The organism is Streptomyces sp. NRRL F-525 (assembly GCF_000716605.1).
Taxonomy (GTDB): Bacteria; Actinomycetota; Actinomycetes; order Streptomycetales; family Streptomycetaceae; genus Streptomyces.
The window spans coordinates 106,470-130,345 of the sequence record NZ_JNXE01000023.1 but is presented as its reverse complement, the minus strand read 5'-3'; the positions used below and the strand labels follow the sequence as shown (position 1 = coordinate 130,345).

Here is a 23,876-nt window from a genome sequence, read left to right as displayed (position 1 = left end):
AGGTCCGCGATCAACTCGGGCCGTGCGCGCCTGAGTTGTACCGCGCCGACCGTGCCCGCACCCGCGCCTCCAACCCCGCCCCGCACTCCTCCCACTCCGCCGCCGTGATCGAGTAGATCGCGGAATCACGCAACCGCCCCTCCTCCCCCGGCGCCCAGGACCGGGACCAGTTCCGCAGTACGCCCTCGAAACGGGCGCCCACGCTCTGGATCGCGGCGCGGGAGCGGTCGTTGCGGGCGTCCGTCTTCAGGTCGACCCGGGAGACGCCCCACTCCTCGAACGCGTGCCGGAACAGCAGGAGTTTGGCCTCGGCGTTCACCCCGGTGCCCTGCGCCGAACCCGCCAGCCAGGTGAACCCGACCTCCACTGCGTCGAGCCGGTCGTCCGTCAGCCAGGAGCGGGGTTCCCAGTAGGCCGTGACACCGACCGCCCTCCCCGTCGCCGTTGACACCTGGGCGTACGGCGCGAGTCGGCCCGTCGCCGCCCGGCCCAACTGGGCGTCGATATAGGCCTGCACCTCATCCGCCCTCGGCACCCAGGTGAACGCGTACGAACCCCGGTCCTCCTCCGCCGCCTCCCCCAGATCGGCCGCGTGCCGATGATCGAGCGGCTCCAGGCGCACCAACCCACCCGCCAGGACCGGCCCCTTCAGTTCGAAACCCACCCGCTGACTCCCTCTCCCGGCAACTGCCCCCGCAACACCCCGAACACCTCATGGAACCCCGGAAAAGTCTTCCGCACACACCCCGGGTCGTCGAACGAAATACCCGGCACCCGCAGCCCGGTCACCGCGAAGGACATGACGATGCGGTGGTCGCCGTAGGACTTGATCTCCGTGCCCGTGACGGGAGTTGACCCCGGCACGGCGCCCGGGCGGATCTCGATCCAGTCGGGGCCCGTCGCCACCTCCACGCCCAACCGCCGGAGGCCCTCCGCGCACGCCTCCAGCCGGTCGCATTCCTTGACCCGCGTGTTGCCGACGTCCTCGATGCGGACGGGGCCCGAGGCGAAGGGGGCGATCGCGGCCAGGGTCGGCATGGTGTCCGAGATGTCCCGCATGTTGACCGTGAGGCCGCGCAACTCGCCCGTGCCGCGCACCCGGGTGCCCTTCGCGCCGGTCTCCACCTCCGCGCCCATCCGGCGCAGTACGTCGACGAAGCCCAGGTCGCCCTGGAGCGCGCCCGTGCCCAACCCCGGGACCGTCACTTCTCCACCCGTCACGGCCGCCGCCGCGAAGAAGTAGCTCGCGGTGGACGCGTCCGGTTCGATCCCGTAGGTGGTGGCCCGGTAGCCGCCCGGCGGGACGACGTAGGTAGCACCCTCCTTGCGGACCTCCACCCCGAACTCCCGCATCATCGCGATCGTGATCTCGACGTACGGCGCGGAGACCAGGTCCGTGACCCTGATGCGCAGGCCCTTCCTCGTCAGGGGGCCGAGGAGGAGCAGCGCGGTCAGGTACTGGGAGGACTGGCCGGCGTCCAGGACCACCTCGCCACCCTCCACACCGGACGCCTCGATCCGCAGGGGGTGGTGGCCCTCCGCCTCCTCGTGGCGCAGGTCGACGCCCAGGTCGCGCAGGGCCCGGGTGAGCGGGAGGAGCGGGCGGCGGCGCATCTGCGGGGACGCGTCGAAGCGGAAGCTGCCGTGGCCCGCCGCCGCCAGCGTCGGCAGGAAGCGGGCCGTCGTCGCGCCGTCCCGGCAGTACACGTCCGCCTCCGCGACCGCCGGACCCTGCGGGCGGCCGTCGATCTGCCAGGCGTCCGGGGTCCGGCCGACCCGGTAGCCGAGCCGGGCCAGGCCCTCGGCGAAACCCTCGGTGTCGTCCGAGCGGAGGGGGCGCCGGAGGGTGGTGACGCCGTCGGCGGCCGCCGCCAGGAACAGCGCGCGGGCGGTGATGGACTTGGAACCGGGGATGTCGACTACGGGCATGCCCTCATGATCGGGCGGCTGTCGGCCGCCCCGCCGGGACGTCCACGGGATGGACGACCACCGTTCGCCCGCACGCTTCCGCCGTTCGCCCGTACGTCTCCACCGTTCGCCCGCCCGCCTCCACCCTTCGCCCGTACGTCGCCGCCATCCGTCCGCCCGTCTCCACCGTTCACCCGCACATCCCTGTGCGTCACCGCATCCGCCCCGTTGTGCACCGCTTCACCAACTTCCGGGAATCGACCGGAAGGAGGGAACCCGCATCCCCTCCCCGCCGTCCAATCCGCATGCTGCCGGACGAGTCTCCGTGGCACGGCGTCGGCCTCGCTGCTGGCTGCGAAAGCTGACAAACCCTCTCCTCCGTGCCGCGGCCGGCAGCAAGCCGTCATCGGCGCGCCCCCCTCCAACTGCGCCGATGGCGGCTCCCTCGCTGGGTACTGTGCGTTCCCTTGACTGGCAGAAACTTCCCGGATATTCGTGAAGTCTTGGAAGTTTCCTTCAGCGGATCCGATGATCCGAAGTGGAACACCTCCGGAAGGAGCGCACGTGCCCTCCAGACGTACCGTCCTCGCCGCGACCATGGGCGTCACCGCGTCCCTCGCGGTCGGCGGCACCGCCCACGCCGACGACAAGAGACTCCGCTCGCTGATCTCCCGCATGACGTTGCCGGAGAAGGTCGGCCAGCTCTTCGTGATGCGGGTCTACGGCCACTCCGCCACCGCCCCCGACCAGGCCGACATCGATGCCAACCTGAGCGAGATCGGCGTGCGCACGGCCGCCGAACTGATCGCCAAGTACCACGTCGGCGGCATCATCTACTTCACCTGGGCCCACAACACCCGCGACCCCCACCAGATCGCCGACCTCTCGAACGGCATCCAGAAGGCGTCCCTCAGCAAACCCCGAGGGCTCCCCGTACTGGTCGCCACCGACCAGGAACACGGCATCGTCTGCCGTATCGGCGCACCCGCGACCCTCTTCCCGGGCGCGATGGCGATCGGCGCCGGCGGCTCCCGCGGCGACGCCCGCACCCTCGGCCGGATCTCCGGCGCCGAGCTGCGCGCGATGGGCGTCAACCAGGACTACTCCCCCGACGCCGACGTGAACGTCAACCCGGCCAACCCGGTCATCGGCGTACGGTCCTTCGGCGCCGACCCGGACGCGGTGGCCGGCCTCGTCGCCGCCGAGGTGAAGGGATATCAGAGCAGCCAAGTCGCCGCTACCGCCAAGCACTTCCCGGGGCACGGGGACACCGCCGTGGACAGCCACTTCGGGTTCCCCGTCATCACGCACAGCCGCGAGGTGTGGGAGGCGCTCGACGCCGTCCCCTTCCGGGCGGCCGTCAAGGCGGGCATCGGCTCGATCATGACCGCCCACATCATGGTCCCGGCCCTCGACGACTCCGGCGACCCGGCCACCCTCTCCCACCCCATCCTCACCGGCATCCTGCGCGGCGAACTCGGCTACGACGGCGTCGTGATCACCGACTCGCTGGGCATGGAGGGGGTACGCCAGAAGTACGGGGACGACAGGGTGCCGGTGCTGGCCTTGAAGGCCGGGGTCGACCAACTCCTCAACCCGCCCTCCCTGGACGTCGCCTGGAACGCCGTGCTCAAGGCCGTGCAGGGCGGGGAGTTGACGGAGGCGCGGCTCGACGAGTCGATCCTGCGGGTGCTGCGGCTGAAGGAGCGGCTGGGGCTGTTCGAGGACGTCTACGTCAGCCGGGCGGGCGTCGACCGCACGGTCGGGACCCCCGCCCACCTCGCCGCCGCCGACCGCATCGCCGAGCGGACCACCACCCTGCTGGTCAACTCCGCGGGGCTGCTGCCGCTGTCCCGTCGTACGCACGGGAAGGTCCTGGTGGTCGGCGCCGATCCGGCCTCCCCTACGGGTACTACGGGTCCACCCACCGGTGTACTGGCCACCGCCCTAGGGGAGTCGGGGTTCACGGCGACCGCCCTGTCCACCGGTACGGCTCCGTCCGCCGCGACCGTCGCGAAGGCCGTGACGGCGGCGCGTGCGGCGGACGCGGTGGTGGTGGCGACCTACAACGTCACGGCGGCCGATGCGCAGAAGACGCTCGTCGAGCAACTGGTCGCCACCGGGAAACCGGTCGTGGCCGTCGCCGTCCGCAACCCCTACGATGTTGCCCAACTGCCCGCCGTGTCCGCCTACTTGGCGTCCTACTCCTGGACCGACGTCGAACTCCGGGCGGCGGCACGGGTGATCGCGGGCCGGGTCCGGCCGCGGGGGAAGCTCCCGGTCGCGGTGCAGCGCGCGGATGATCCGACGCAGGTGCTGTATCCCGTAGGGCACGGGCTGTCGTACTAGGGGTACGTTCCCCACCCGCCCCACCCCCGCCAACTGGCCCAAAGCCCCCCGCACGTCTGGCGTGCGCCCGCTGTCGCGGGTCACGCTGGGCGGGGGCAGCCGGGGGGACCGATGCGTGAGCGATGGTGCGTGGGGGTGGTGTGCGCGGCGCTGCTCGCCGCCCTGACGACGGGCTGCCAGGCCGCGCACGGTTCAGGATCGGGCGAGGGTGACGGACGCCTCGGCGGGAAGGCGGCCGCGTCGTCGTCCGCGTCCACCCAACCCTCCGGCTACGGCGCGGTGTTCCTCGGCGTCGACGAGTGCAGTTCCTTCGGTACGACGACTTTCACCGAGGTGCCGTGCACCAGTGAGCGGGCCGCCGCCCGGGTCATCGCCCGCTACGACGGTGATGTGAGCGCCGGTCCGGTGTGTCCGGCGACCACGGACTTCGTGCTGCACATCAGCGCCCAGGGGTCGTCGGGCGCGGGCGGCGACGGGGTCGTACCCAAGGGCTACGCCTGTATGCGGAACCTGGAGCCGCCGCACCCCGGCGACCCGGGCGGCGGGGGCGGGCCCCGCACGATCGTCGGTGACTGTGTCTACGGCTCGGGCAGCGGGCAGGTCCGGGAGACCGCGTGCGACGGCTCGGGGCCGAAGAAGCCGCAGTACAAGGTGGTCAAAGCCGTGCTGCGGAGGGCGAGTTGCCCCGCTTCGACCGCCCTGTATGTGCAGCTCGGCGGCGAGCAACCCGTGGGCTGCGCCCGGCCGGTGTAGTCGGGTGACCACCAACAGCCGGGCGCATTACGGAGGTTGCTACGGGCGGAGCGTCGGCTCGCGCTGTACGTCCTGACGGTCCAGCTTCGCGTCGTACGGTGCGAGGGGCTTCGCCTGTGCCGTGGTCGTGGCCGGGACGCCGGCCCACGCGAGGATGCGGGCGGTGGCCAGCGCCTTCTGGTCGGCGGTCAGGCCGGCGACGTTCGCGCCGTGGTTGAGGCCGGGCGCGGTGAAGACGTACGCGTCCTTCGAGCCCTTGCCGACGGCGAAGCGCTCGGCGCCCCACGGGTCGTTCTGGCCGTAGACGAAGAGCATGTGGTCGGCGTGGTGGCGGACCCAGCTGTCCACGTCCCGCATGGCGTTCGGCTGGAACCTCATCGGGATGGAGCGCGGGACGAAGTCGCGGGGCGGCTGGTAGCCGTAGCGGAGGTACTTCTTCTCGATGTACGGGAACTTGATGGTGGGGGCGCCGAGTTGGGTGCCCGCCTGGTAGTAGTACGGGGTGTACGGGTCCAGGCCCTGGTCCGTGTAGAAGGAGAAGCCGGAGATCGTGTCGACCGAGGTCCAGATCTCGTCGTCGGTGGCGGTCGCTGCGTTCGCCGGGATGGTGTCGCAGTCGGAGAGCAGGCTGTACTGCCAGAAGCCCCAGACGTAGTCGAGGACGACGGCTTCGTAGGCCTTGTCCAGGCTGCCGACGGTGGTGAAGGTGAAGCCGTTCTCGGCCGCGTACGCCGCGTACTTCTTCTCCAGCGCGTCCCTGCGCACCAGCGCCTCGCGCTGTACGGCGTCCAGGCGGTCGCGGCACTCCTTGGTGCCGACCTTGGTGAAGAAGCGGTCGTAGGCCGAATCCTCGTTGTTCACCACGTCGTTGGGGGCGACGTAGGCGACCACGCCGTCCATGTCACGCGGGTAGAACCGCTCGAAGTAGGTGGCCGTCATACCGCCCTTGGAGCCGCCGGTGGCGATCCAGTTCTTGGTGTAGATCGGCTTGAGGGCCTTGAAGACGCGGTGCTGGTCGCTGGCCGCCTGCCAGATGTCGAGCTTGGACCAGTCGGCCGGGGCCGGGCGGGACGGCGTGAAGTACCGGTATTCCAGGGAGACTTGGTTGGCGTCCGCGATGCGGGTCGGTTCGCTGCGGCTGGGGTTCGTCGAGACGTTGTAGCCGCTGGTGTAGAAGACCGTCGGGCGTGAGACGTCCTTGTGCAGCACGGTGATCCGCTGCTGGAACGTGCCCTTGGACGGGTGCCGGTGGTCGACCGGCTGGGTGTAGTTCAGGACGAAGTAGCGGTAGCCGGTGTACGGCTTCTCCTCGACCAGGCTCATGCCGGGTATCGCCAGCAACTGGTCCTTGATGTCCGCGACTTGACCGGTCCGGCCGGCCTCGGCGGCGGTGGCCGCCCCGGCCGTGCCCAGCGTGCCTATGAGCACGGTGAGCGCCAGCAGCCATCTGAGCGCCTTGCGCATGCATACTCCCCTGTGAGGCAGTTGTGAACGGGAAGCTATCGGAGCAACTCCCGTCACACCAGGGGTGGTTGTGCGGCCAGGGCGCTGACCTGCGCCTCGGCGATCGGTTCAGCAGAGGATCCAGCCCGAGCTGACCGAGCCGCCGCCCACCGCACCCTTCACCAGGACGCACCGGTGACCGGCGTGCACGGTGACCGGTCCGGCCCGGCGCGTGTACCGGCCCTCGTCGACGACCGGGCGGTTGCCGCGGGCCTGCACACTGACCGACATCGTGCGCTTGGCGCCGGGGTTCTTGGGGGCGGTGTACGCGCAGACGTACCCGCCCCGCCGGAAGACGTGGACGGTACCGGTGGAGAAGGGGAGCGTCGCGGCCTTGCGCCCGGGGCAGACCGCGGCCGCCTGGGCGGTGCCGGGGGCCGCGAGCGCGAGCAGCCCGGACGTGCTGAGCACGGCCATGCCGAGCGCCACCCGCCGTCGTAGCGCACCCATGTCCACAGTGTCCCCTCCCGCACAGCACAGCAGCCGAACAGCGTACTGATGTACGGACGCAAGACGTATGTCGCATGGTTGCGCGACCCTCAGCCGGGCGCCGCGACCGGCTCCTCCGTCTCGGGCGCCCCGACGAAGGTGCGCCACAGCTCGGCGTAGTACCCGTCCAGCGCGAGCAGCTCGTCGTGGGTGCCGTCCTCGACGACCCGCCCGTGATCCATCACCACGACCCGGTCCGCGCGGGCCGCCGTCGTCAGGCGGTGGGCGACGACGAGGGTGGTGCGGCGGCCCGCGAGGCGGTCGGTGGCCTGGTTGACCTGGGCTTCCGACGCCAGGTCCAGGGCGGCCGTCGCCTCGTCGAGGAGGAGGATGTCGGGGTCGACCAGTTCGGCGCGGGCCAAAGCGATCAGCTGGCGCTGGCCCGCCGAGAGGTTGCGGCCGCGCTCGGCAACCTCGTGCAGGTAGCCGCCGTCGAGCGTCGCGATCATCTCGTGCGCGCCGACCGCGCGGGCCGCCGCCTCCACCTCGGCGTCGGTGGCGTCGGGGCGGCCGTAGGCGATCGCGTCACGGACGGTGCCCTGGAAGAGGTATGCCTCCTGGGGGACGACGCCCAGGTGGTGGCGGTACGACGTGATGTCGAGGGCGCGGAGGTCGGTGCCGTCGACCGTCACGCGACCGCCCGTCGGGTCGTAGAAGCGGGCGACCAGTTTCACGAGGGTCGACTTGCCCGCGCCGGTCTCGCCGACGAAGGCGACCGTCTGTCCGGCGGGGATGCTCAACCGCACTCCCCCGATGGCCTCTTCGTCGTCTCCGTAGGCGAAGTGAACGTCCTCGAAGGCGATTTCACCGCGGAGGGAGAGGACTTCGAGCGGTTCGTCGGCGGCTCGGGTGGACGTCGGTTCCTGGAGCAACTCCTGGATGCGGCCCAGGGAGACGGTCGCCTGCTGGTAGCCGTCGAAGACCTGGGAGAGCTGCTGGACCGGGGCGAAGAACAGGTCGATGTAGAGCAGGTAGGCGACCAACGCGCCTGTTGTCAGGGTCGCGTTGTCCACCCTGCCCGCGCCCGCGATCAGTACGGACGCCGCCGCCACCGACGACAGCAACTGCACGAAGGGGAAGTAGATCGAGATCAGCCACTGGCCCCGGGTACGCGCCTCGCGGTAGCTGCTGCTGCGCTCGGCGAAGCGTCGGCCGCCGTCCTTCTCGCGCCGGAACGCCTGCACGATCCGCAGCCCGGACACCGACTCCTGGAGGTCGGCGTTGACCAACGACACGCGCTCACGGGCGAGTTCGTACGCCTTCACGCTGGCCCGGCGGAAGAAGAAGGTCGCGATGACCAGCGGGGGCAGGGTCGCGAACACGACCAGTGCCAGCTGTACGTCGATCACCAGCAGGGCGACCATGATGCCGAAGAAGGTGACGACCGAGACGAAGGCCGTGACCAGGCCTGTCTGCAGGAACGACGACAGCGCATCGACGTCCGTCGTCATCCTCGTCATGATCCTGCCCGTCAACTCCCGCTCGTAGTAGTCGAGTCCGAGGCGTTGGAGCTGGGCGAAGATCTTGAGGCGGAGGGTGTAGAGGACCCGTTCACCGGTACGGCCCGTCATGCGGGTCTCGCCGCGCTGGGCCGCCCACTGCACAACTACCGCGAGCAGGGCCAGGATTGAGGCCGACCAGATCGCGCCGACCGCCATCTTGGTGACGCCCTGGTCGATGCCGTGCCGGATCATGATCGGCAGGAGCAGGCTCATGCCCGCGTCCACGGCGACCAGGCCGAGGCTGATCAGCAGCGGGGTGCCGAATCCGCGCAGCAGCCGGCGCAGGCCGTAGGAGTCCTCGGCCCGTACCGCGCCCGCCTCGTCGATGTCGGGGACGTCGGTCGCCGGGGGCAACGCGTCGACCTGGGCAAGGAGTTCGGGCGTCGCGGGCATCCCGGACAGCGCGGTGTCCTTGGGCTCGCGGTCGCCGGTCCACAGCCGGGGCGTAAGCCCGCGCTCGGCGTCGAACTCCGCGTCCAACTCGTCCCGTACGGAGGTGTCTTCGGCCGGTGCGGCGGGCTGGGCGTGGCCGGGCGAGACGCCGCCGAGTTCGTCGGGGTCGGTGAGGAGGCGGCGGTAGAGCGGTGAGCGCTCCTGGAGTTCGTCGTGCGTGCCGATGTCGGCGAGGCGGCCCCCGTCGAGGACGGCGATGCGGTCGGCGAGGTTGAGGGTGGAGCGGCGGTGCGCGATGAGGAGGGTGGTGCGGCCCTCCATGACCTGTTTCAGGGCCTCGTGGATCTCGTGCTCGACCCGCGCGTCCACCGCCGAGGTCGCGTCGTCCAGGACCAGCAGGCGCGGGTCGGTGAGGATCGCGCGGGCGAGGGCGACGCGCTGGCGCTGGCCACCGGAGAGGGTGAGGCCCTGCTCGCCGACCGTCGTGCCGTAGCCGTCGGGGAGTTCCGCGATGAACCGGTCGGCCTGCGCGGCCCGGGAGGCGGTGAGGATCTGCTCGTCGGTCGCGTCGGGGCGGCCGTAGGCGATGTTGTTGCGGACCGTGTCCGAGAAGAGGAAGGAGTCCTCGGGGACCAGGCCGATCGCGGCGCGCAGCGAGTCGAGGGTGAGTTCGCGGACGTCGTGGCCGCCGATGAGGACGGCGCCGTGGGTGACGTCGTAGAAGCGCGGGAGGAGGAGCGAGACCGTCGACTTGCCGGAGCCCGAGGAGCCTACGACCGCCAGGGTCTCGCCGGGGCGGATCTCGAAGGTGAGGCCGTTGAGGACGGGGCGCTCGTGGTCGTAGCCGAAGGAGACGTCGTCGAACTCGACCGTGGCCGGGGCGTCGGCGGGGAGTTCCTTGGTGCCGTCCGTCATGGAGGGCTCGGTGTCGATCAGTTCCAGGACGCGTTCGGTGCCCGCGCGGGCCTGCTGGCCGACCGTGAGGACCATGGCCAACATGCGGACCGGGCCGACGAGTTGGGCGAGGTAGGTGGAGAACGCGACGAACGTGCCGAGCGTGATGTGGCCGCGCACCGCGAGCCAGCCGCCGAGCGCGAGCATCGCGACCTGGCCGAGGGCGGGGACGGCCTGGAGGGCGGGGGTGTACTTGGCGTTCTGGCGGATCGTGCGGAGGCGTCCCGCGTAGAGCCGGCGGCCGACCTCGCGGAGCTTGCCCGTCTCCTGGTCCTCCTGGCCGAAGCCCTTCACCACGCGTACGCCGCTGACGGCGCCGTCGACGACACCGGCCACGGCGGCGGCCTGGGCCTGTGCGTACCAGGTGGAGGGGTGCAGTTTGCTGCGGCTGCGGCGGGCGATGAAGCCGAGGGCGGGGGCGACCGCCAGGGCGATCAGGGTCAGGGGGAGGGACAGCCAGGCCATGATCGCGAGGGAGATCACGAAGAGCAGGACGTTCCCGATGGTCATCGGGAGCATGAAGAGCAGGCCCTGGATCAGCTGGAGGTCGCTGGTCGCGCGGCCTACGACCTGGCCGGTGGACAGCTCGTCCTGGCGGCGGCCGTCGAGGCGGGTGATCGTCCCGTACATCTCGGTGCGGAGGTCGTGCTGGACGTCGAGGGCGAGGCGGCCGCCGTAGTAGCGGCGGATGTAGGTGGAGACGTAGACGAGGAGGGCGGCGACTATCAGGGCGGCCGCCCAAGGGGCCATGGAGCGGGTGTGGCCGGTGATCACGTCGTCGATGATCACCTTGGTGACGAGGGGGACGACGGCCATGACCGCCATGCCGGCCAGGGAGGCGCCCAAGGCGAGGATGACGTCCTTGGGGTAGCGCCAGGCGTAGGCGGCGAGCCTTCTTGCCCAGCCTTGTGGGTCCCCCTGTTTCGCTGCCACGCGGTGCCTTCCGTTCGCCCCTGATCTGCTGGTCTTACGGAAGGCACCAACGCGGAATGAAGCGGATTTCATCCCTCCGCAATGTTGCGCTTCGCGCGGGGGGTGCGTTTTCGGGTGCGGGTGCGCTGTGGCTGGTCGCGCAGTTCCCCGCGCCCCTGAAAGACTAAAAGGCGGGGGTTGCCCTTACCCGGAGGTAGTAGAAGCGGGTCGTCTGGACCGCGTTCTGGTTGTCGTCGCTCACCAGGAGCACCTTGTAGGCGCCCTTCTCCTTGCCCGTGATCGCCATGCCCTCGATGTTGTCCAGGAGGGGGTTCGGCTGGGGCTGCTTCGCTGTGGCGCCGAGGGACGGGCAGTCGGCGATGTCCGCCAGGAGGGTCTTTTTGATCAGGTGGACTCCGGGCTGGCCGGTGAGGTAGTCGATGCCGCTGGTGTCCGTGGCGTGGCGGGGGTCGGCCAGGTAGAGGCGGACCGTGTTGCCCACGCCGCTGGTGAAGCCGCGTTCCAGGACGAGGAGGCGGCCGTCGGGGAGGGACTGCACCTCGGGGACGCCGAGGAAGGAGGCGTCCGGCTTGTACGCGTACTGCGCTGCCAGCTTGAAGTGGTCGCCCTTGGTCCGGGTCCAGGTCTGGAAGCGGACGTCGCCCGAGGTGTCCCCGGCGATCGGGTACTCCATCGACGCGAGGAGGGTGTGTCCGCCGGGCAGCAGGGTCAGGCCCTCGAAGGTCTGGTTGGAGACGGCCCGGCCGGCCGGGGCGACCAGCAGCGAGGACGGGACCGGGAGGCGGTCGAGGATCTTGCCGTCGCGGGAGTAGCGGCGGATCGACGGCTCGGTCTCGGAGGTGATCAGGCGCGTGCCGTCGCGGTCGATGGCCAGGCCCTCGGAGTCGAGCGCGGCGCCGTTCTCGTCGGCGAGCGGGACGACGCGCTCGGGCTGGAGCGTCTTCGCGTTCAGGTCGAACAGCGAGGAACGGTCCTCCAGCGCGGCGATCGAGCCGTCCTTGTCCACGGCGAGCGCGGAGAAGTTGCCGACGAAGGTGCCGTCGTACGTCGTCTTGTCGAGCGCGTCGGAGAAGCGGTCGATCGAGACGGAGGACGAACAGGCGTTGCTGGTACGGGAGTTGCTGGCGTTCGCGGGCCCGGCGGCGGCGGTGAGGCAGGTGGCCGCCGCCAGGCCGGCGGTCGCGGTCGCGAGTACGGTTCTCAGGCGCATGGGCGTCACCGTAGGACGGGCGGGTGACGTGCGGGAGACCGCGCAGTAAAACGATGCCCTTGAGCTGGGGTTTTAAGGGGTTTTAGGCGAGGTCCTTGTGGATCGCCTTCGCGACACCCTGGATCGTGGTGATGCCGTAGCTCATCGTGCTGTTGTCCTGGGTGAGGACGGACATCATGTAGTCGTGGCCGCCGCCGTTGAAGGTGCCCAGGCTGTGGACGCGCCAGCCGTGCGTGGAGCGCTGCAGCCAGCCGTTCTTGACGTGCACGGTGACGCCGGAGGGGGCGCCGGACGGGGTGCCCCAGCGCTGCGACGAGATGACCTGGTTCATCAACTTCAGGATGTACGCACGGGAGTTGTCGCTCAGCACCGTGTTCTTGGCGGTGACCAGCTTGAGCAGCTTCTGCTCGTCGGTGACCGTCTCCTGGGTCAGGCCCCAGTAGTTGTTCGCGCCGGGCTTGGTCTGGGTCATGCCGGCCGCCGCCAGGAAGCCCTTGATCTTCGTCAGGCCGAGCTGCTTCCACAGGGTGGAGGTCGCGTCGTTGTCCGACTTGGTGATCATGGCCTTGGCGAGCGTCGACTCCCGCGTCGTCAGCGTGCGGTTGTGCTTCTTCGCGTCCCACAGCAGCGTGGCGAGGACGGTGACCTTGACGGTGCTGGCCGAGTCGTAGGCGCTCGTCGCCCGCAGGGTGCAGGTGGTCTTGGTGGTGCGGTCGTAGAGGCCTACGGCGACGGTTCCCTTACGGGTCGCGAGGGCCGCGGTGATGTCCTTCTTGAGCTTGGCGGCGAGGCCCGCCTTGGCCGACGTACAGCTGACCGTCGGGGTGGCCGCGGCAGCGGGCGTCGCGGCGGCCAGCACGGGTATGAGGAGGCCGGCGCCCACGCCGACGGCCACCACTCTGGCCCGGCGGGATGTCCAAAGAGACTGAGTCATGCATGAGTTGACTCACAGGAAGGCGTGAAAGGTTGTACGGGTTGGGGAACGGTTGTACGACGCGTTACTCCGCCCTTTGCGAATTCACAGCGGGCCGCCAGGTTCGGCACAGCAGTCACCCACCCTGCTTTCGCACGATGCGTGGGTGACATCTGCCACCGATCCACACCCCCACACCGAACCCGCGTCCGCCGACTGGCCGCCGCCGGCCCCACCCGCCGACGCGCCGCCCGAGAAGGCGCCCCGCTGGTCGCTGCCCGCGCTGATCGCCGTCATGGTCCTCGCCGCGGTGCTGTACTCCTGGAACCTCTCCGGCTCCAGCCTCAACAGCTTCTACAGCAGCGCGATCTACAGCGGCACGCAGAACTGGAAGGCCTGGTTCTTCGGCTCGCTGGACGCCGGCAACTTCCTCACGGTCGACAAGCCCCCCTTCTCCCTGATGGTGATGGGCCTGTCGTGCCGGATCTTCGGCTTCGGCACCTGGCAGATGATGCTGCCGGAGGTCGCCGCCGCGCTCGGCACGATCTGGATCCTGCACACCTCCGTGAAGCGGTACTTCGGCCACGTGGCCGCGGCGATCGCGGCGCTGGTCCTCGCCCTCACCCCCATCACGGTCGCCATCAACCGTGACAACAACCCCGACACGATCCTCGTCCTGCTGATGGTGGCGGGCGCGGCCCTCGGTCTGCGCGCGGTGCGCACCGAGCGCCTGCTGCCGCTGATCGGCTCCGCGGTCTGCTTCGGCTTCGCGTTCAACACCAAGCTCCTCCAGGGCTACATCGCCCTGCCCGCCGTCTTCGCCGTGTACCTCTTCGCGTCGAAGCTCGGCTGGAAGAAGAAGCTCGTCCAACTCGCCCTGGCCACGGTCGCGTTGGCCGTCTCCAGCTTCTGGTGGGCCACGGCCGTCTCCCTCGTCCCGGCCTCGGACCGCCCGTACATCGGCGGCTCGACCGACGGCACGGCCTGGGACCTAATCATGGGCTACGACGGCTTCGGCCGCGTGTTCGGCGGCGAGGGCAACGGCGGCGGGGGCGGGGGTGGCGGCGGTACGTTCGCCGGCACCGCGGGCATCGGCCGTATGTTCAACGACATCCTCGGCGGCCAGATCTCCTGGCTGCTCCCCTTCTCGGCCATCGCCCTGATCGCCGGCCTGACCCTGGTAGGCCGCGCCCCGCGCACCGACCCGACGCGCGCCGCGCTGGTCATGTGGGGCGGCTGGACCCTGCTGCACTACGTCACGTTCAGCATGGCCCAGGGCACGATGCACCCGTACTACACGACCGCGCTCGCGCCGGGCATCGCCGCCCTGTGCGGTGGCGGCGGCGTGATGCTGTGGCGCGCGTTCCGCGGCGGTGACGCCCGCTGGTCCTGGGTTCTGCCGGCCGGTCTCGGGGTCACCGGGATCTGGGCGATCGTCGTACTCCGCCGGGCCTCCGGCTGGAACACCTGGCTGTGGCCGACGATCGGTGTGCTGATGGTCCTCGCGATCGTGGGCCTGTTCGTCTTCCGCTCCGGCAACCGTGGTCGCCTCCTGACCGCGTCCCTCGCGGCGGCGATCATCGCCGCGCTCGCCGGTCCGACGGCATACGCCGTGACTCCGGCCGCGTCCAGCGGTTCGGGCGGCGGCATGGGCGGTACGAACCCGACGGCCGGTCCGTCGACGGGCGGCGGCATGGGCGGCCCCGGTGGGGGCGGCGGCCGTGGCGGCTTCGGCGGCGGCAACGGCGGTCCCGGCGGCGGCGAGATGCCCGGCGGCACCCAGCAGGGCGGCGGCACGGCGAGCGGCGAGGTGCCCGGCGGGATGACTCCGGGTGGCGGCGGTACCGGTGAGGTACCGCAGGGCGGCGGGGCTCCGAGCGGGGCGCCGACCGGCGGCACCGGTGGCACGGCCGGTGGTCAACAGGGCGGTACCACCGGGGAGTTCCCCGGCGGCGGTACGGCTCCTGGCGGCACTGGCACCGGCACCGGCGGTACGCGCGGCGGCTTCGGCGGTGGCGGTATGGGCGGTGGTGGCGGCATGGGCGGCACCACGTCCAGCGCGCTCATCTCGTACCTGGAGAAGCACCAGGACGGCGCCAAGTGGCTGCTCGCGGTGTCCAATTCGCAGAGCGCGGGCCAGCTGATCCTCAGCACCCACAAGCCCGTCATCTCCATGTGGGGCTTCACCGGCTCCGACAAGGCGATGACCCTCGCCAAGCTCAAGGAGCTGGTGAAGAAGGGCGAGTTGCACTACATCCAGCTCGGTGGCGGCGGGATGGGCGGCAACAGCACCCTGAACACCGAGATCACCGCGTGGGTGCAGAAGAACGCGACGGCGGTGAAGGAGAGCGCGTACGACAAGAGCGCGTCGACGGAGAAGAGTTCGAGCTCGTCGACCTCCTCCACCTCCACGACCAGCACGTCGACGATCTACCGGCTGGACCCGTCGGACGTGAAGTGACCCGCACGTAGCCGAACGGCCAACGGCCCCCGACCACAAGGTCGGGGGCCGTTTTGGTAGGTCATCACACCGTCAACTCGCGTAGACACAGGGCAAATTGTCGCTTCAGGTCACCGGATCGACACGTCCCGTTTATTTACTCGACCGCATGAACATGTCACGCTCCCGTTTGCCGCCCCATTCAACCCGCGTAGATGGGACACTCTTTATGTTCGCGACTCGCATGCACCGCTGGAAATCGGTGGCGTTGACGACCGCAGCCGTCCTGGTCGGCCTCACCGTGCCGGCCCTGACCGCGACCCCGGCGTCGGCCACGACCACGTCGTACGACTCGACGTACTACAAGAACGCGGTCGGCAAGACGGGCACCGCCCTCAAGTCCTCGCTGCACACGATCATCAGCAGCCAGACCAAGATCTCGTACTCGGCGGTCTGGAACGCGCTGAAGGTCACCGACCAGGACCCGAACAACAGCAACAACGTGATCCTGCTGTACAGCGGTGTCTCCCGCGCGAAGTCCCTGAACGGCGGCGACGTCGGCGACTGGAACCGCGAGCACACCTGGGCCAAGTCCCACGGCGACTTCGGCGAGGTGACCGGTCCCGGCACCGACCTGCACCACCTGCGTCCCGCGGACGTCCAGGTCAACAGCATCCGCGGCAACCTGGACTTCGACAACGGCGGCAGCGCGGTCACCAACGGCGGCGGCAGCACCGTCGACTCCGACTCCTTCGCCCCGCGCGCGGCGGACCGGGGCGACGTGGCCCGCATGATCCTCTACATGGCCGTCCGCTACGAGGGCGACGACGGCTTCGCCGACCTCGAGCCCAACGAGAAGGTCAACAACGGCAGCAACCCCTACATGGGCAAGCTCTCCGTCCTCAAGGCCTGGAACGAGGCGGACCCGCCCAGCGCCTTCGAGGAGAACCGCAACCAGGTCATCTACGACACGTACCAGCACAACCGGAACCCGTTCATCGACCACCCGGAGTGGGTCGAGGCGATCTGGTAGGAAGCGGATGCTGACCTGAACTCCCCCTACACCAGGGGGAGTTCAGGTCACAGGTGATAGGTGCCGCCCACCCCGGCGCAACAACCGCCGCGCCACGGCATGCGTCCCGACCGTGGCCACGGCGGCGAGCGCGAGCCCCTGTGCCACGTCACGCGGTCGCGCGGGACGCAGAACACCGGCCCGCCGCAGCCGGCCCCGGGCCCACACCGTGAACGGGATGACCACGAGGGGCGAGGTGACCGCCCCGGGCGTATACCCACGCATGGCGACGGCCTGCCCCAGATGCACCAGGGCGTGCAACCCGAACCCGTTCAGGCCCCTTGATAGAACCCGGACCGCCCACCGGTACGGTGCCCGTCACCGGCGGCAGCCGCAACGACCCCGGCCATCAGGGCAACGGCCGCGACGAACTCCCGCCCGTCGGTGGCCTCCAGTCGCCGCCACACCCGCTCCGGCACCCGCGGCCAACGCTCCCGCAGCCCGGGAACCCGGCCTCGGGCCCAGCCCGGCATCGCGGCCGCTTCCTCCAGGTCATGCACGGCCCAGGCCGCCAACAGCCCGAAGGTCACTGCGACTTCGACCGCCCGGCCGCCATCTCCCACCTCGTGTCCACCCATGGGCGGGAAGTCTGCCAGGCGGGTTCAGGCGCGCAGGTGCGCACCCGCATGAAGTACGAATTCACTGAGCGCCTGCACGGCCTGCCCGACGCTGCTCTCCAGGCTTGGCCTGTCCGTGGCCTCGCCCATCATCCTGGTGGCTTCGAGGGCTCCTTCCGCAAGCCGAACAAGGTCTGGGTCCTCGGTGACGAGCTGGACCCGGAAAAGAGCCTGCTGCGCGACCATGCGACGGTGGTACGACTCCGCCTTCGCACTGGCAAGTTCCGGGCTGTCCCGCGCTTCCAGCCTTCGATGGAACGGTTCGTACTGCGCACGGCGATATGCGACGACGGCTTCGGCGAAGCCGCTGTAGGCAGTCAGGCGCTCTTCCCGGGTTAGCCGTCTCCACATGAAGGCTTCGGCGCGGTCCGCCGTCCTTCGTTGGAAAAGGAACGTGGCGAACGATCCGAGCAAGGTACCTGCAACAGCCACGAGACTTGCCAGAGCGCCACCCACTCGGCCAGTTCAGCACAGATGGATCACCCATCACCAGCCCCTGACCTCACCGTCCATCGTCGGCATACCGCTCGAAGCTCCCCTCTCCCAGGCCGAGGGATTCAACACCACGCTCAGGCCTCGAAGTCGTACTCCAAGATGTACGACGCCGCGTCCAGCACCATGTCGTTCACCTCAACCGCCCACCCCTGCGCGTCGAACGCGGTACGTACGACGAGCACCACCGGCACACCGGACGAGAGGGCGAGCCGGTCGGCCTCGTCCGCGCTCGGCATGCGGGAGCGGATCTCCTCGCGGAAGCGGACGGGCCTGCGGCCGAGTTCCTCAAGCCTGGCGTACATACCGCCGGGGCCGGTGTCAGGCTGTGCGATCCGCGTACCGGCGACCAGTTCGGCCGACAGGTACGAGGTGGCCAGAAGCACCGGCTTGCCGTCGAGAACATAGCGGCGACGACGCACGCAGACCCGTGCCCCTTCGTCGCTCAGACTCAGCACTCCCGCGATCGCGACCGGGGCGTCCTCCTCGCCGACCTCAACCGAGTCGACGACGAGTTCACGGTCCCCGGTATCGGTCGTCCAGATGGAACGCCCCTCGCCCCACTTCGAGTGCGCGAGTCGCTCCAGCCCGCGCCGCCGAATCGGCTTGAAGTCCCGGACGAACACCCCGGCTCCCTTGCGCGCTTCCGCGATGCCCTCCGTCTGGAGAACACCCAGAGCCTGCCGGGCCGTCATCCGAGCCACGCCGTGTTCGGCCATGAGGTCGTTCTCGCCAGGAAGCCGTTCGCCGGGCCCGTACTCGCCGGCCTCGATGGCCGCCCGCAGCTGCGCCGCGATGCGCTGGTACTTCGGCTGACGCCCCGTGTCCCCGCCGCTCATCCAGGTCTCTCCTCCGGTCATCTCTAGACATCCTAGGCATCAGCCGCCACACCCTCACAGCCGACTGCTGACCGGGGCGAGCAATTTCACACATCTCTAGAGATCTATTGACGCAGACGCGAGAAGCCCGCTTCACTGGACACCCCTCCACCTCTCTAGAGATGCGAGATGCGCCCGCCGCCTTGCCGTGGAGGTCTTCTTGTCAGCCCACACCGCGCCCACGCCTCCCGCACAACCCGCGCAGCGCCAAACACGCTCGCGCGCTGCTCCGCCTACAGCTCACCGACTGGAAAATCGTCGGCGAAATCGCCGACACCACCGAGTTGTTGCTCTCGGAGCTGGTCACCAACTCCATCCGGCACGCACGGACTCCGCCCGGTCGTGAGATCGGTCTGCGCTTCGCCACGTACGACGGGCGGCTGCGCGTGGAGGTGGCCGACGCGAGCAATCACCGGCCCCAACCCCGAGAGACAGCCCCCGAGGACGAAGGGGGCCGTGGACTCGCCCTCGTCCAGGCTCTGGCGGAACGCTGGGGATGCTGCCCCCGCCTGCACGGCATCGGGAAGGCGACAGGGGCAGAGTTGGCCCTGCCACGATGAACACGAGCAACACGGCGGTACGGCCGATACCGTTGAAATCGCCGTACACCGCATCTCGCAGCGCGTATGAGGAGACCCCGTGGCCGACGCCTCCGTTCCCCCGCCGGACCGACCGGCCACGCCGGACGACGCCGTCACGGTGACGCTCACCTACACCGGCAACCAGGCCGAAGTACTGCGCACCCTCGCCCTCTTGGAGGGACGTACGCCCGAGGAAGTAGCGCTGGACCACATCGCACGCGGCGTCCCGCTGTCCTTCTCCTCCTCCTTGGGAGAGGACTCGGAAGCGATGGCCGTCCTGGCGCAGGCCATGTTCGACGGGCCTTCCGACCTGGCCGCTCGATCCGGCGAGGACCTGTTCGGGGAAGGTGGCCGTTGAAGCGCAATCTGTTCGGCGTCGCGGACACGTCGGTCCTCCTCGCCGTCTACAACCGGAAGGACACTCACCATGAGTCCTCCGTGCAAGCACTCTCCTTGGTCGACCGGCTCGTGGTGTCACCCATGGTCCTGGCCGAGCTGGACTACCACCTGACGACAAAGATCAGCGGCAGGGCGGCAGCGGACGCCCTGGCCAGCATGCGCGCCTGGGCGAGCACGGATCGGCTCACGCTCGCCACGGTGGGCTGGCCGATCCTGAGCGAGGCCGAGCGTCTGATGCGTAAGTACGCGGATCATGACGCCATCGGCATGACCGACGCAGTCAACGCCGTTCTGGCCTGGGCGTTGCCGCAGCCGGTTGTCCTCGCGCTCGACCATCATTACCGAGATGTCATCGCACCCAGGACTGGGGCCGAGGTTCCGCTGCACGTGCTCCCGGCAGTCGAATAGCTCGTTCTCCGCCCTGACGCGAACACCCGCAGCACCACGGGGAGTTCAGCCATTCCGGCTGAGTCGGGACACTGTTCACCCTCGGCACAGCAACCGCCGCGCCACCGCATGCGTTCCGACCGTGGCCGCCGCGGCGAGCGCCGGCCACGAGGGGCAAGGTGACCACCCCGGGCATGTATCCCCGGACGGCGACAGCCGTCGGGAACTCCCGCCCGTGCATGGACTCCGGTCGCCGCCACACCTGTTCCGGCACGTGCGGATACCGCTGCCGCAGCCCGGGGACATGGCCGCGGGCCCAGGCCGCCAACAGCCCGAAGGTCACGGCGACTTCGACCGTCCGGACGCCATCTCCCGCCTCGTGTCCACCCATGGCGGGAAGTCTGTCAGCGTGCATGACACCGGCACCGGCGAACGTTCGGCCGTTCGGTGGAAACCGGAGTCCTGTCGGTGCTCGTACGCGGACGGCGACGGTCGGGACGGCATCGTGGCCCCCGTCCCGGTCCACCCCTCGCCCAGGAGGCTTCATGCTCGGCACCGACTTCATCACCGGATCGCCCAACTGGCTCGACCTCGGCAGCCCCGACACCGAGGCGGCAGCTGCGTTCTACGGCGCCGTCCTCGGCTGGGACTTCGCCTCCGCCGGGCCCGAGGCGGGCGGATACGGGTTCTTCCAGGTGGACGGGAAGACCGTCGGCGCCCTCGGACCGCTCACCGAGGAAGGGGCGGACTCCGCCTGGATGATCCACTTCAAGACCGAGGACATCACGGCCACCGTCCAGTCCGTCACGGCAGGCGGCGGAACCGTCCGCATGGAGCCCATGGACGTCATGGGCGAGGGCCGGCTGGCCCAGGCCACCGACCCGCAGGGCGCCCAGTTCGCGCTCTGGCAGCCCGGCAGGACTGCGGGCCTGGAACTCGCCTCCGCCCCCAACACCCTGCTCTGGGCCGAACTGCACGCACCCGACCCGGAGGCGGCCATCACCTTCTACCGGGGCCTGTTCGGCTGGCGCAGCCAGGACATGTCGGCTCCCGGCATGACGTACCGGGTACTGAGCACCAGCCAAGGGGACCAGCAGGACGCCTCCTTCGGCGGAGTCGCGCCCCTGGGTGACGGCGAGGACGAACTGCCGCGCTGGGTACCGTACTTCCACGTGACGGACACGGACACCACGATCGCGACGGCCCAGTCCAAGGGCGGTTCCGTGCTGATGCCGGCGACGGACGTACCCGAGGTCGGCCGGATGGCGTGGCTCGGGGACCCGTTCGGAGCGGTGTTCGCACTGCTGACGCCGGATCCGCGGATGTGAGGCCAGGGGCGAGGCGCGAAAGTGTGACACTTCGCGCCGAAGTGTCACACTTTCGCGGGGAGTACCCGTCACCCCAGGTGCGTAGCCGCGAACATCCGCAACACAGCCGGCAGTACGACCACGGACGGCCCCGGCTCCCCCAACGCCTTCGCCAGGTCCGACTCCAGTGCCTCCGGGGTCGTCCGAACCCCCCGCACCCCGAACGACTCGGCCAGCGCCACGTAGTCCGGCCGGGTCAGTTCCGTCGCCGTGGCCTCGCCGAACGCGTCCGTCATGTACTCGCGGAGGATGCCGTAGCCGCCGTCGTCGACGATGAGCCACGTGACGTTCAGGTCGTACTGCTTGGCCGTGGCCAGTTCCGCGATCGAGTACAGGGCGCCACCGTCACCCGACACCGCCAGCACCGGACGCGTCGGGTCCGCGGCCGCCGCGCCCAGCGCCGCCGGGAAGCCGTAGCCGAGGCCGCCGGCGCCCTGGGCGGAGTGGAGGTGGTTGGGGCCCTTCGCGTCGAAGGCCGACCAGGCCCAGTAGGCGAGGATCGTCATGTCCCAGAAAGATGGGGAGTTGGCGGGCAGAGCCCTTCGGACCGACTCCAACACGCCCTGTTCCAGGGTCAGTTCCTGGGACGCGATGCGTTCGCGGACCTTACCCAGCACCTCCGCCACCCGCGCCGGCGCCTTCGCGTCCGCCCGCTCCGTCACCGTCTCCAGCAGCGCCTGCAACCCGTGCCACGCGTCCGCGTGGATCCCCAACGCCGGGTGGTTCGACTCCAGTTTGCCGAGGTCGGCCTCGATCTGAATGACCCGGCCGCGCGGGGCGAACGTGTGGTAGTTCGAGGAGAGTTCACCCAAACCCGAGCCCACCACCAGTACTACGTCCGCGTCCTCCAGGAAGTCCGTCGTATAGCGGTCCTCCAGCCAGGACTGGAGCGACAGGGGATGCGTCCACGGGAACGCGCCCTTCCCGCCCGGCGTCGTCACCACCGGCGCCTGGAGCTCCTCCGCCAGTTGTCGCAGTTTCTTGGACGCGTCCGCCCGTACGACTCCCCCGCCCGCGATGATCACCGGGCGGGACGCCTTCGACAGCAAGTCGGCTGCTACGGCCGTCAGTTCGGGGCGCGGGACCAGGTCCTCCGGTGTCGCGTCCACCGCCGTCACCACCGGCAGCAACGTCCCCGCCAGCAACACGTCCTGCGGGATCTCCACCCACACCGGACCGTGCGGAGCCGTCAGCGCCGACTTCCAAGCCTCCGCGATCGCCGACGGGATCTGGGACTGCGTACGGACCGTGTGGACGGACTTCACCACGCCCCTGAACGAGGCGGACTGGTCGGGCAGTTCATGCAAATAGCCATGCCTGCCACCGCCCAGACCCGCCGTCGGGATCTGGCTGCTGATCGCCAGGACGGGAGCCGAGGCCGCCCGTGCTTCCTGGAGTGCCGCCAAGGACGTCAGCGCGCCCGGGCCCGTCGACAGGAGCAGTGGTGCCGCCTCGCCCGTGATGCGGCCGTACGCGTCCGCCGCGAACCCGGCGTTGTTCTCCACCCGTAGGCCGATATAGCGCAGGTCGGATCGGCGCAGCGCGTCGAACATGCCGAGCGCGTGCTGGCCCGGCAGGCCGAAGACCGTCGTCGCGCCGAGGCCCGCCAGGGTCTCCACGACCAGGTCACCGCCGTTGCGCCCGGGGGGCGGGTTCAGGGCGGCGGAGATCTGCGCGGCCGTCGGGCGGAGTTCCAGGTCGTGGTCGTGGGTCACTTCGAACGAGCCTCGGCAATCTGACGGGACATGATGGTGATCAGGTCGTACGCGGTGTGCGACGCCGCCACCGACGTGATCTCGGCGTGGTCGTACGCCGGTGCCACCTCGACGACGTCCGCCGACACCAGGTTGCAGGATGCCAGGCCGCGCAGGATCTCCAGAAGTTCGCGGGAGGTCAGGCCGCCGGCCTCGGGCGTGCCGGTGCCGGGCGCGTGGGCCGGGTCGAGGCAGTCGATGTCGATGGAGATGTACAGGGGGCGGTCGCCGATGCGCTGGCGCAGCTGGTCGGCGACCTCGTCGGCGCCCCGGCGGTAGACGTCCGCCGACGTGACGATGCCGAAGCCCATCTTCTCGTCGTCCTTGAGGTCCTGCTTGCCGTACAGCGGACCGCGGATGCCGACGTGCGAGAGCGCCTCCGTGTCGAGGATGCCCTCCTCAACTGCCCTTCGGAACGGCGTCCCATGGGTGTACTCGGCCCCGAAGTACGTGTCCCAGGTGTCGAGATGGGCGTCGAAGTGCAGCAGCGCCACCGGGCCGTGCTTCTTCGCGACCGAGCGCAGCAGCGGCAGCGCGATCGTGTGGTCGCCGCCCAGGGTCATCAACCGCGCGCCGGTGTCGAGGAGTTGGTCCGCCGCCTCCTCGATGGCCTCGACGGCCTCGTTGATGTTGTACGGGTTCGCCGCGATGTCCCCGGCGTCCGCGACCTGCGCGAGCGCGAACGGGGACGCGTCCTGCGCCGGGTTGTACGGCCGCAGCAGCCGGGACGCCTCGCGGATCGCGTTGCCGCCGAAGCGCGCGCCCGGCCGGTACGAGACACCGGCGTCGAACGGCACCCCGACCACCGCCACGTCCGCGGTGCCGACCTCGTCCAGGCGCGGCAGCCGGGCGTAGGTCGCGGGGCCGGCGAACCGCGGGACGCGCGAGGAGTCGACGGGGCCGCGGGGCGTCTCGTTGCTGGTCATGGGGACTGCCTTCTTTCCTACGCTACGTCGCGTATGGGATTTTTCCTGCGGGTTTG

Annotated in this window: 19 protein-coding genes and 1 pseudogene; 9 read left to right on the top strand and 11 right to left on the bottom strand. The window is 70.0% G+C overall.

The window, feature by feature from the left end:
• Positions 1-10: 10 nt before the first annotated feature.
• Together OO69_RS29565 and aroA are read right to left on the bottom strand one after the other, a co-directional pair.
• Positions 11-664 carry a GNAT family N-acetyltransferase gene (locus OO69_RS29565; protein WP_033283876.1) on the bottom strand — a complete coding sequence of 218 codons (654 nt, stop codon included), beginning with the start codon at positions 662-664 and terminating at the stop codon, positions 11-13.
• A complete protein-coding gene (gene aroA, locus OO69_RS29560; protein ID WP_033283875.1) occupies positions 649-1,929 on the bottom strand; it encodes a 3-phosphoshikimate 1-carboxyvinyltransferase in 1,281 nt (426 codons plus the stop codon). The genes OO69_RS29565 and aroA overlap by 16 nt, the downstream gene beginning before the upstream one ends.
• A 507-nt stretch (positions 1,930-2,436) precedes the next feature.
• Between aroA and OO69_RS29555 the strand changes: the two genes are divergently transcribed.
• Together OO69_RS29555 and OO69_RS29550 are read left to right on the top strand one after the other, a co-directional pair.
• The gene (locus OO69_RS29555; RefSeq protein WP_051801264.1) at positions 2,437-4,257 is read left to right on the top strand and encodes a glycoside hydrolase family 3 protein; all 1,821 of its coding nucleotides are present in this window, start codon (positions 2,437-2,439) and stop codon (positions 4,255-4,257) included.
• A gap of 111 nt (positions 4,258-4,368) precedes the next feature.
• Positions 4,369-5,010, top strand: coding sequence for a hypothetical protein (locus tag OO69_RS29550; RefSeq protein WP_033283873.1), 642 nt, complete (start codon positions 4,369-4,371; stop codon positions 5,008-5,010).
• Positions 5,011-5,049: 39 nt separating this feature from the next.
• Here OO69_RS29550 and OO69_RS29545 read toward each other — a convergent pair whose 3' ends face one another.
• From OO69_RS29545 to OO69_RS29525, 5 genes are all read right to left on the bottom strand, one after another.
• On the bottom strand, positions 5,050-6,474 hold the full coding sequence (locus OO69_RS29545; protein WP_033283872.1) for a S28 family serine protease: 1,425 nt from the start codon (positions 6,472-6,474) through the stop codon (positions 5,050-5,052).
• 108 nt (positions 6,475-6,582) lie between these two features.
• Positions 6,583-6,969, bottom strand: a complete 387-nt coding sequence (locus OO69_RS29540) for a hypothetical protein (RefSeq protein ID WP_199811053.1) — start codon at positions 6,967-6,969, stop codon at positions 6,583-6,585.
• Between the two features lie 83 nt (positions 6,970-7,052).
• A complete protein-coding gene (locus OO69_RS29535; protein ID WP_033283870.1) occupies positions 7,053-10,784 on the bottom strand; it encodes an ABC transporter ATP-binding protein in 3,732 nt (1,243 codons plus the stop codon).
• A gap of 163 nt (positions 10,785-10,947) precedes the next feature.
• Positions 10,948-11,994, bottom strand: coding sequence for an esterase-like activity of phytase family protein (locus tag OO69_RS29530; protein WP_033283869.1), 1,047 nt, complete (start codon positions 11,992-11,994; stop codon positions 10,948-10,950).
• A gap of 82 nt (positions 11,995-12,076) precedes the next feature.
• Positions 12,077-12,928, bottom strand: coding sequence for a serine hydrolase (locus tag OO69_RS29525; RefSeq protein WP_033283868.1), 852 nt, complete (start codon positions 12,926-12,928; stop codon positions 12,077-12,079).
• Positions 12,929-13,073: 145 nt separating this feature from the next.
• Between OO69_RS29525 and OO69_RS29520 the strand changes: the two genes are divergently transcribed.
• Positions 13,074-15,368, top strand: coding sequence for a glycosyltransferase family 39 protein (locus OO69_RS29520; RefSeq protein WP_033283867.1), 2,295 nt, complete (start codon positions 13,074-13,076; stop codon positions 15,366-15,368).
• 208 nt (positions 15,369-15,576) lie between these two features.
• Complete coding sequence (locus OO69_RS29515; protein WP_033283866.1) at positions 15,577-16,380, top strand: endonuclease I family protein; 804 nt, start codon at positions 15,577-15,579, stop codon at positions 16,378-16,380.
• A gap of 42 nt (positions 16,381-16,422) precedes the next feature.
• On the opposite strand, the pseudogene OO69_RS48980 reads toward OO69_RS29515, so the two are convergent.
• A pseudogene (locus tag OO69_RS48980) lies at positions 16,423-16,997 on the bottom strand (HXXEE domain-containing protein).
• Between the two features lie 48 nt (positions 16,998-17,045).
• Here OO69_RS48980 and OO69_RS52060 point away from each other — a divergent pair.
• Positions 17,046-17,375, top strand: a complete 330-nt coding sequence (locus OO69_RS52060; protein WP_158713436.1) for a hypothetical protein — start codon at positions 17,046-17,048, stop codon at positions 17,373-17,375.
• A gap of 230 nt (positions 17,376-17,605) precedes the next feature.
• Here the strand turns inward: OO69_RS52060 and OO69_RS29500 are convergent, their stop codons facing one another.
• Positions 17,606-18,367, bottom strand: a complete 762-nt coding sequence (locus OO69_RS29500) for a GntR family transcriptional regulator (protein ID WP_033283864.1) — start codon at positions 18,365-18,367, stop codon at positions 17,606-17,608.
• Between the two features lie 161 nt (positions 18,368-18,528).
• On the opposite strand from OO69_RS29500, the gene OO69_RS50485 reads away from it, so the two are divergent.
• From OO69_RS50485 to OO69_RS29485, 4 genes are all read left to right on the top strand, one after another.
• Positions 18,529-18,966, top strand: a complete 438-nt coding sequence (locus OO69_RS50485) for an ATP-binding protein (RefSeq protein WP_078652615.1) — start codon at positions 18,529-18,531, stop codon at positions 18,964-18,966.
• Positions 18,967-19,045: 79 nt separating this feature from the next.
• Complete coding sequence (locus OO69_RS52055) at positions 19,046-19,345, top strand: hypothetical protein (protein WP_033283863.1); 300 nt, start codon at positions 19,046-19,048, stop codon at positions 19,343-19,345.
• A complete protein-coding gene (locus OO69_RS52050) occupies positions 19,342-19,794 on the top strand; it encodes a type II toxin-antitoxin system VapC family toxin (RefSeq protein WP_051801262.1) in 453 nt (150 codons plus the stop codon). The genes OO69_RS52055 and OO69_RS52050 overlap by 4 nt, the downstream gene beginning before the upstream one ends.
• A gap of 524 nt (positions 19,795-20,318) precedes the next feature.
• Entirely contained in the window at positions 20,319-21,101 is a 783-nt protein-coding gene (locus OO69_RS29485) for a VOC family protein (protein WP_033283862.1), read from the top strand.
• 68 nt (positions 21,102-21,169) lie between these two features.
• Here the strand turns inward: OO69_RS29485 and OO69_RS29480 are convergent, their stop codons facing one another.
• Complete coding sequence (locus OO69_RS29480) at positions 21,170-22,855, bottom strand: thiamine pyrophosphate-binding protein (RefSeq protein ID WP_033283861.1); 1,686 nt, start codon at positions 22,853-22,855, stop codon at positions 21,170-21,172.
• Positions 22,852-23,820 carry an agmatinase gene (gene speB / locus OO69_RS29475; protein WP_033283860.1) on the bottom strand — a complete coding sequence of 323 codons (969 nt, stop codon included), beginning with the start codon at positions 23,818-23,820 and terminating at the stop codon, positions 22,852-22,854. Before speB ends, OO69_RS29480 begins: the two co-directional genes overlap by 4 nt.
• Between the last annotated feature and the right edge of the window lie 56 nt (positions 23,821-23,876).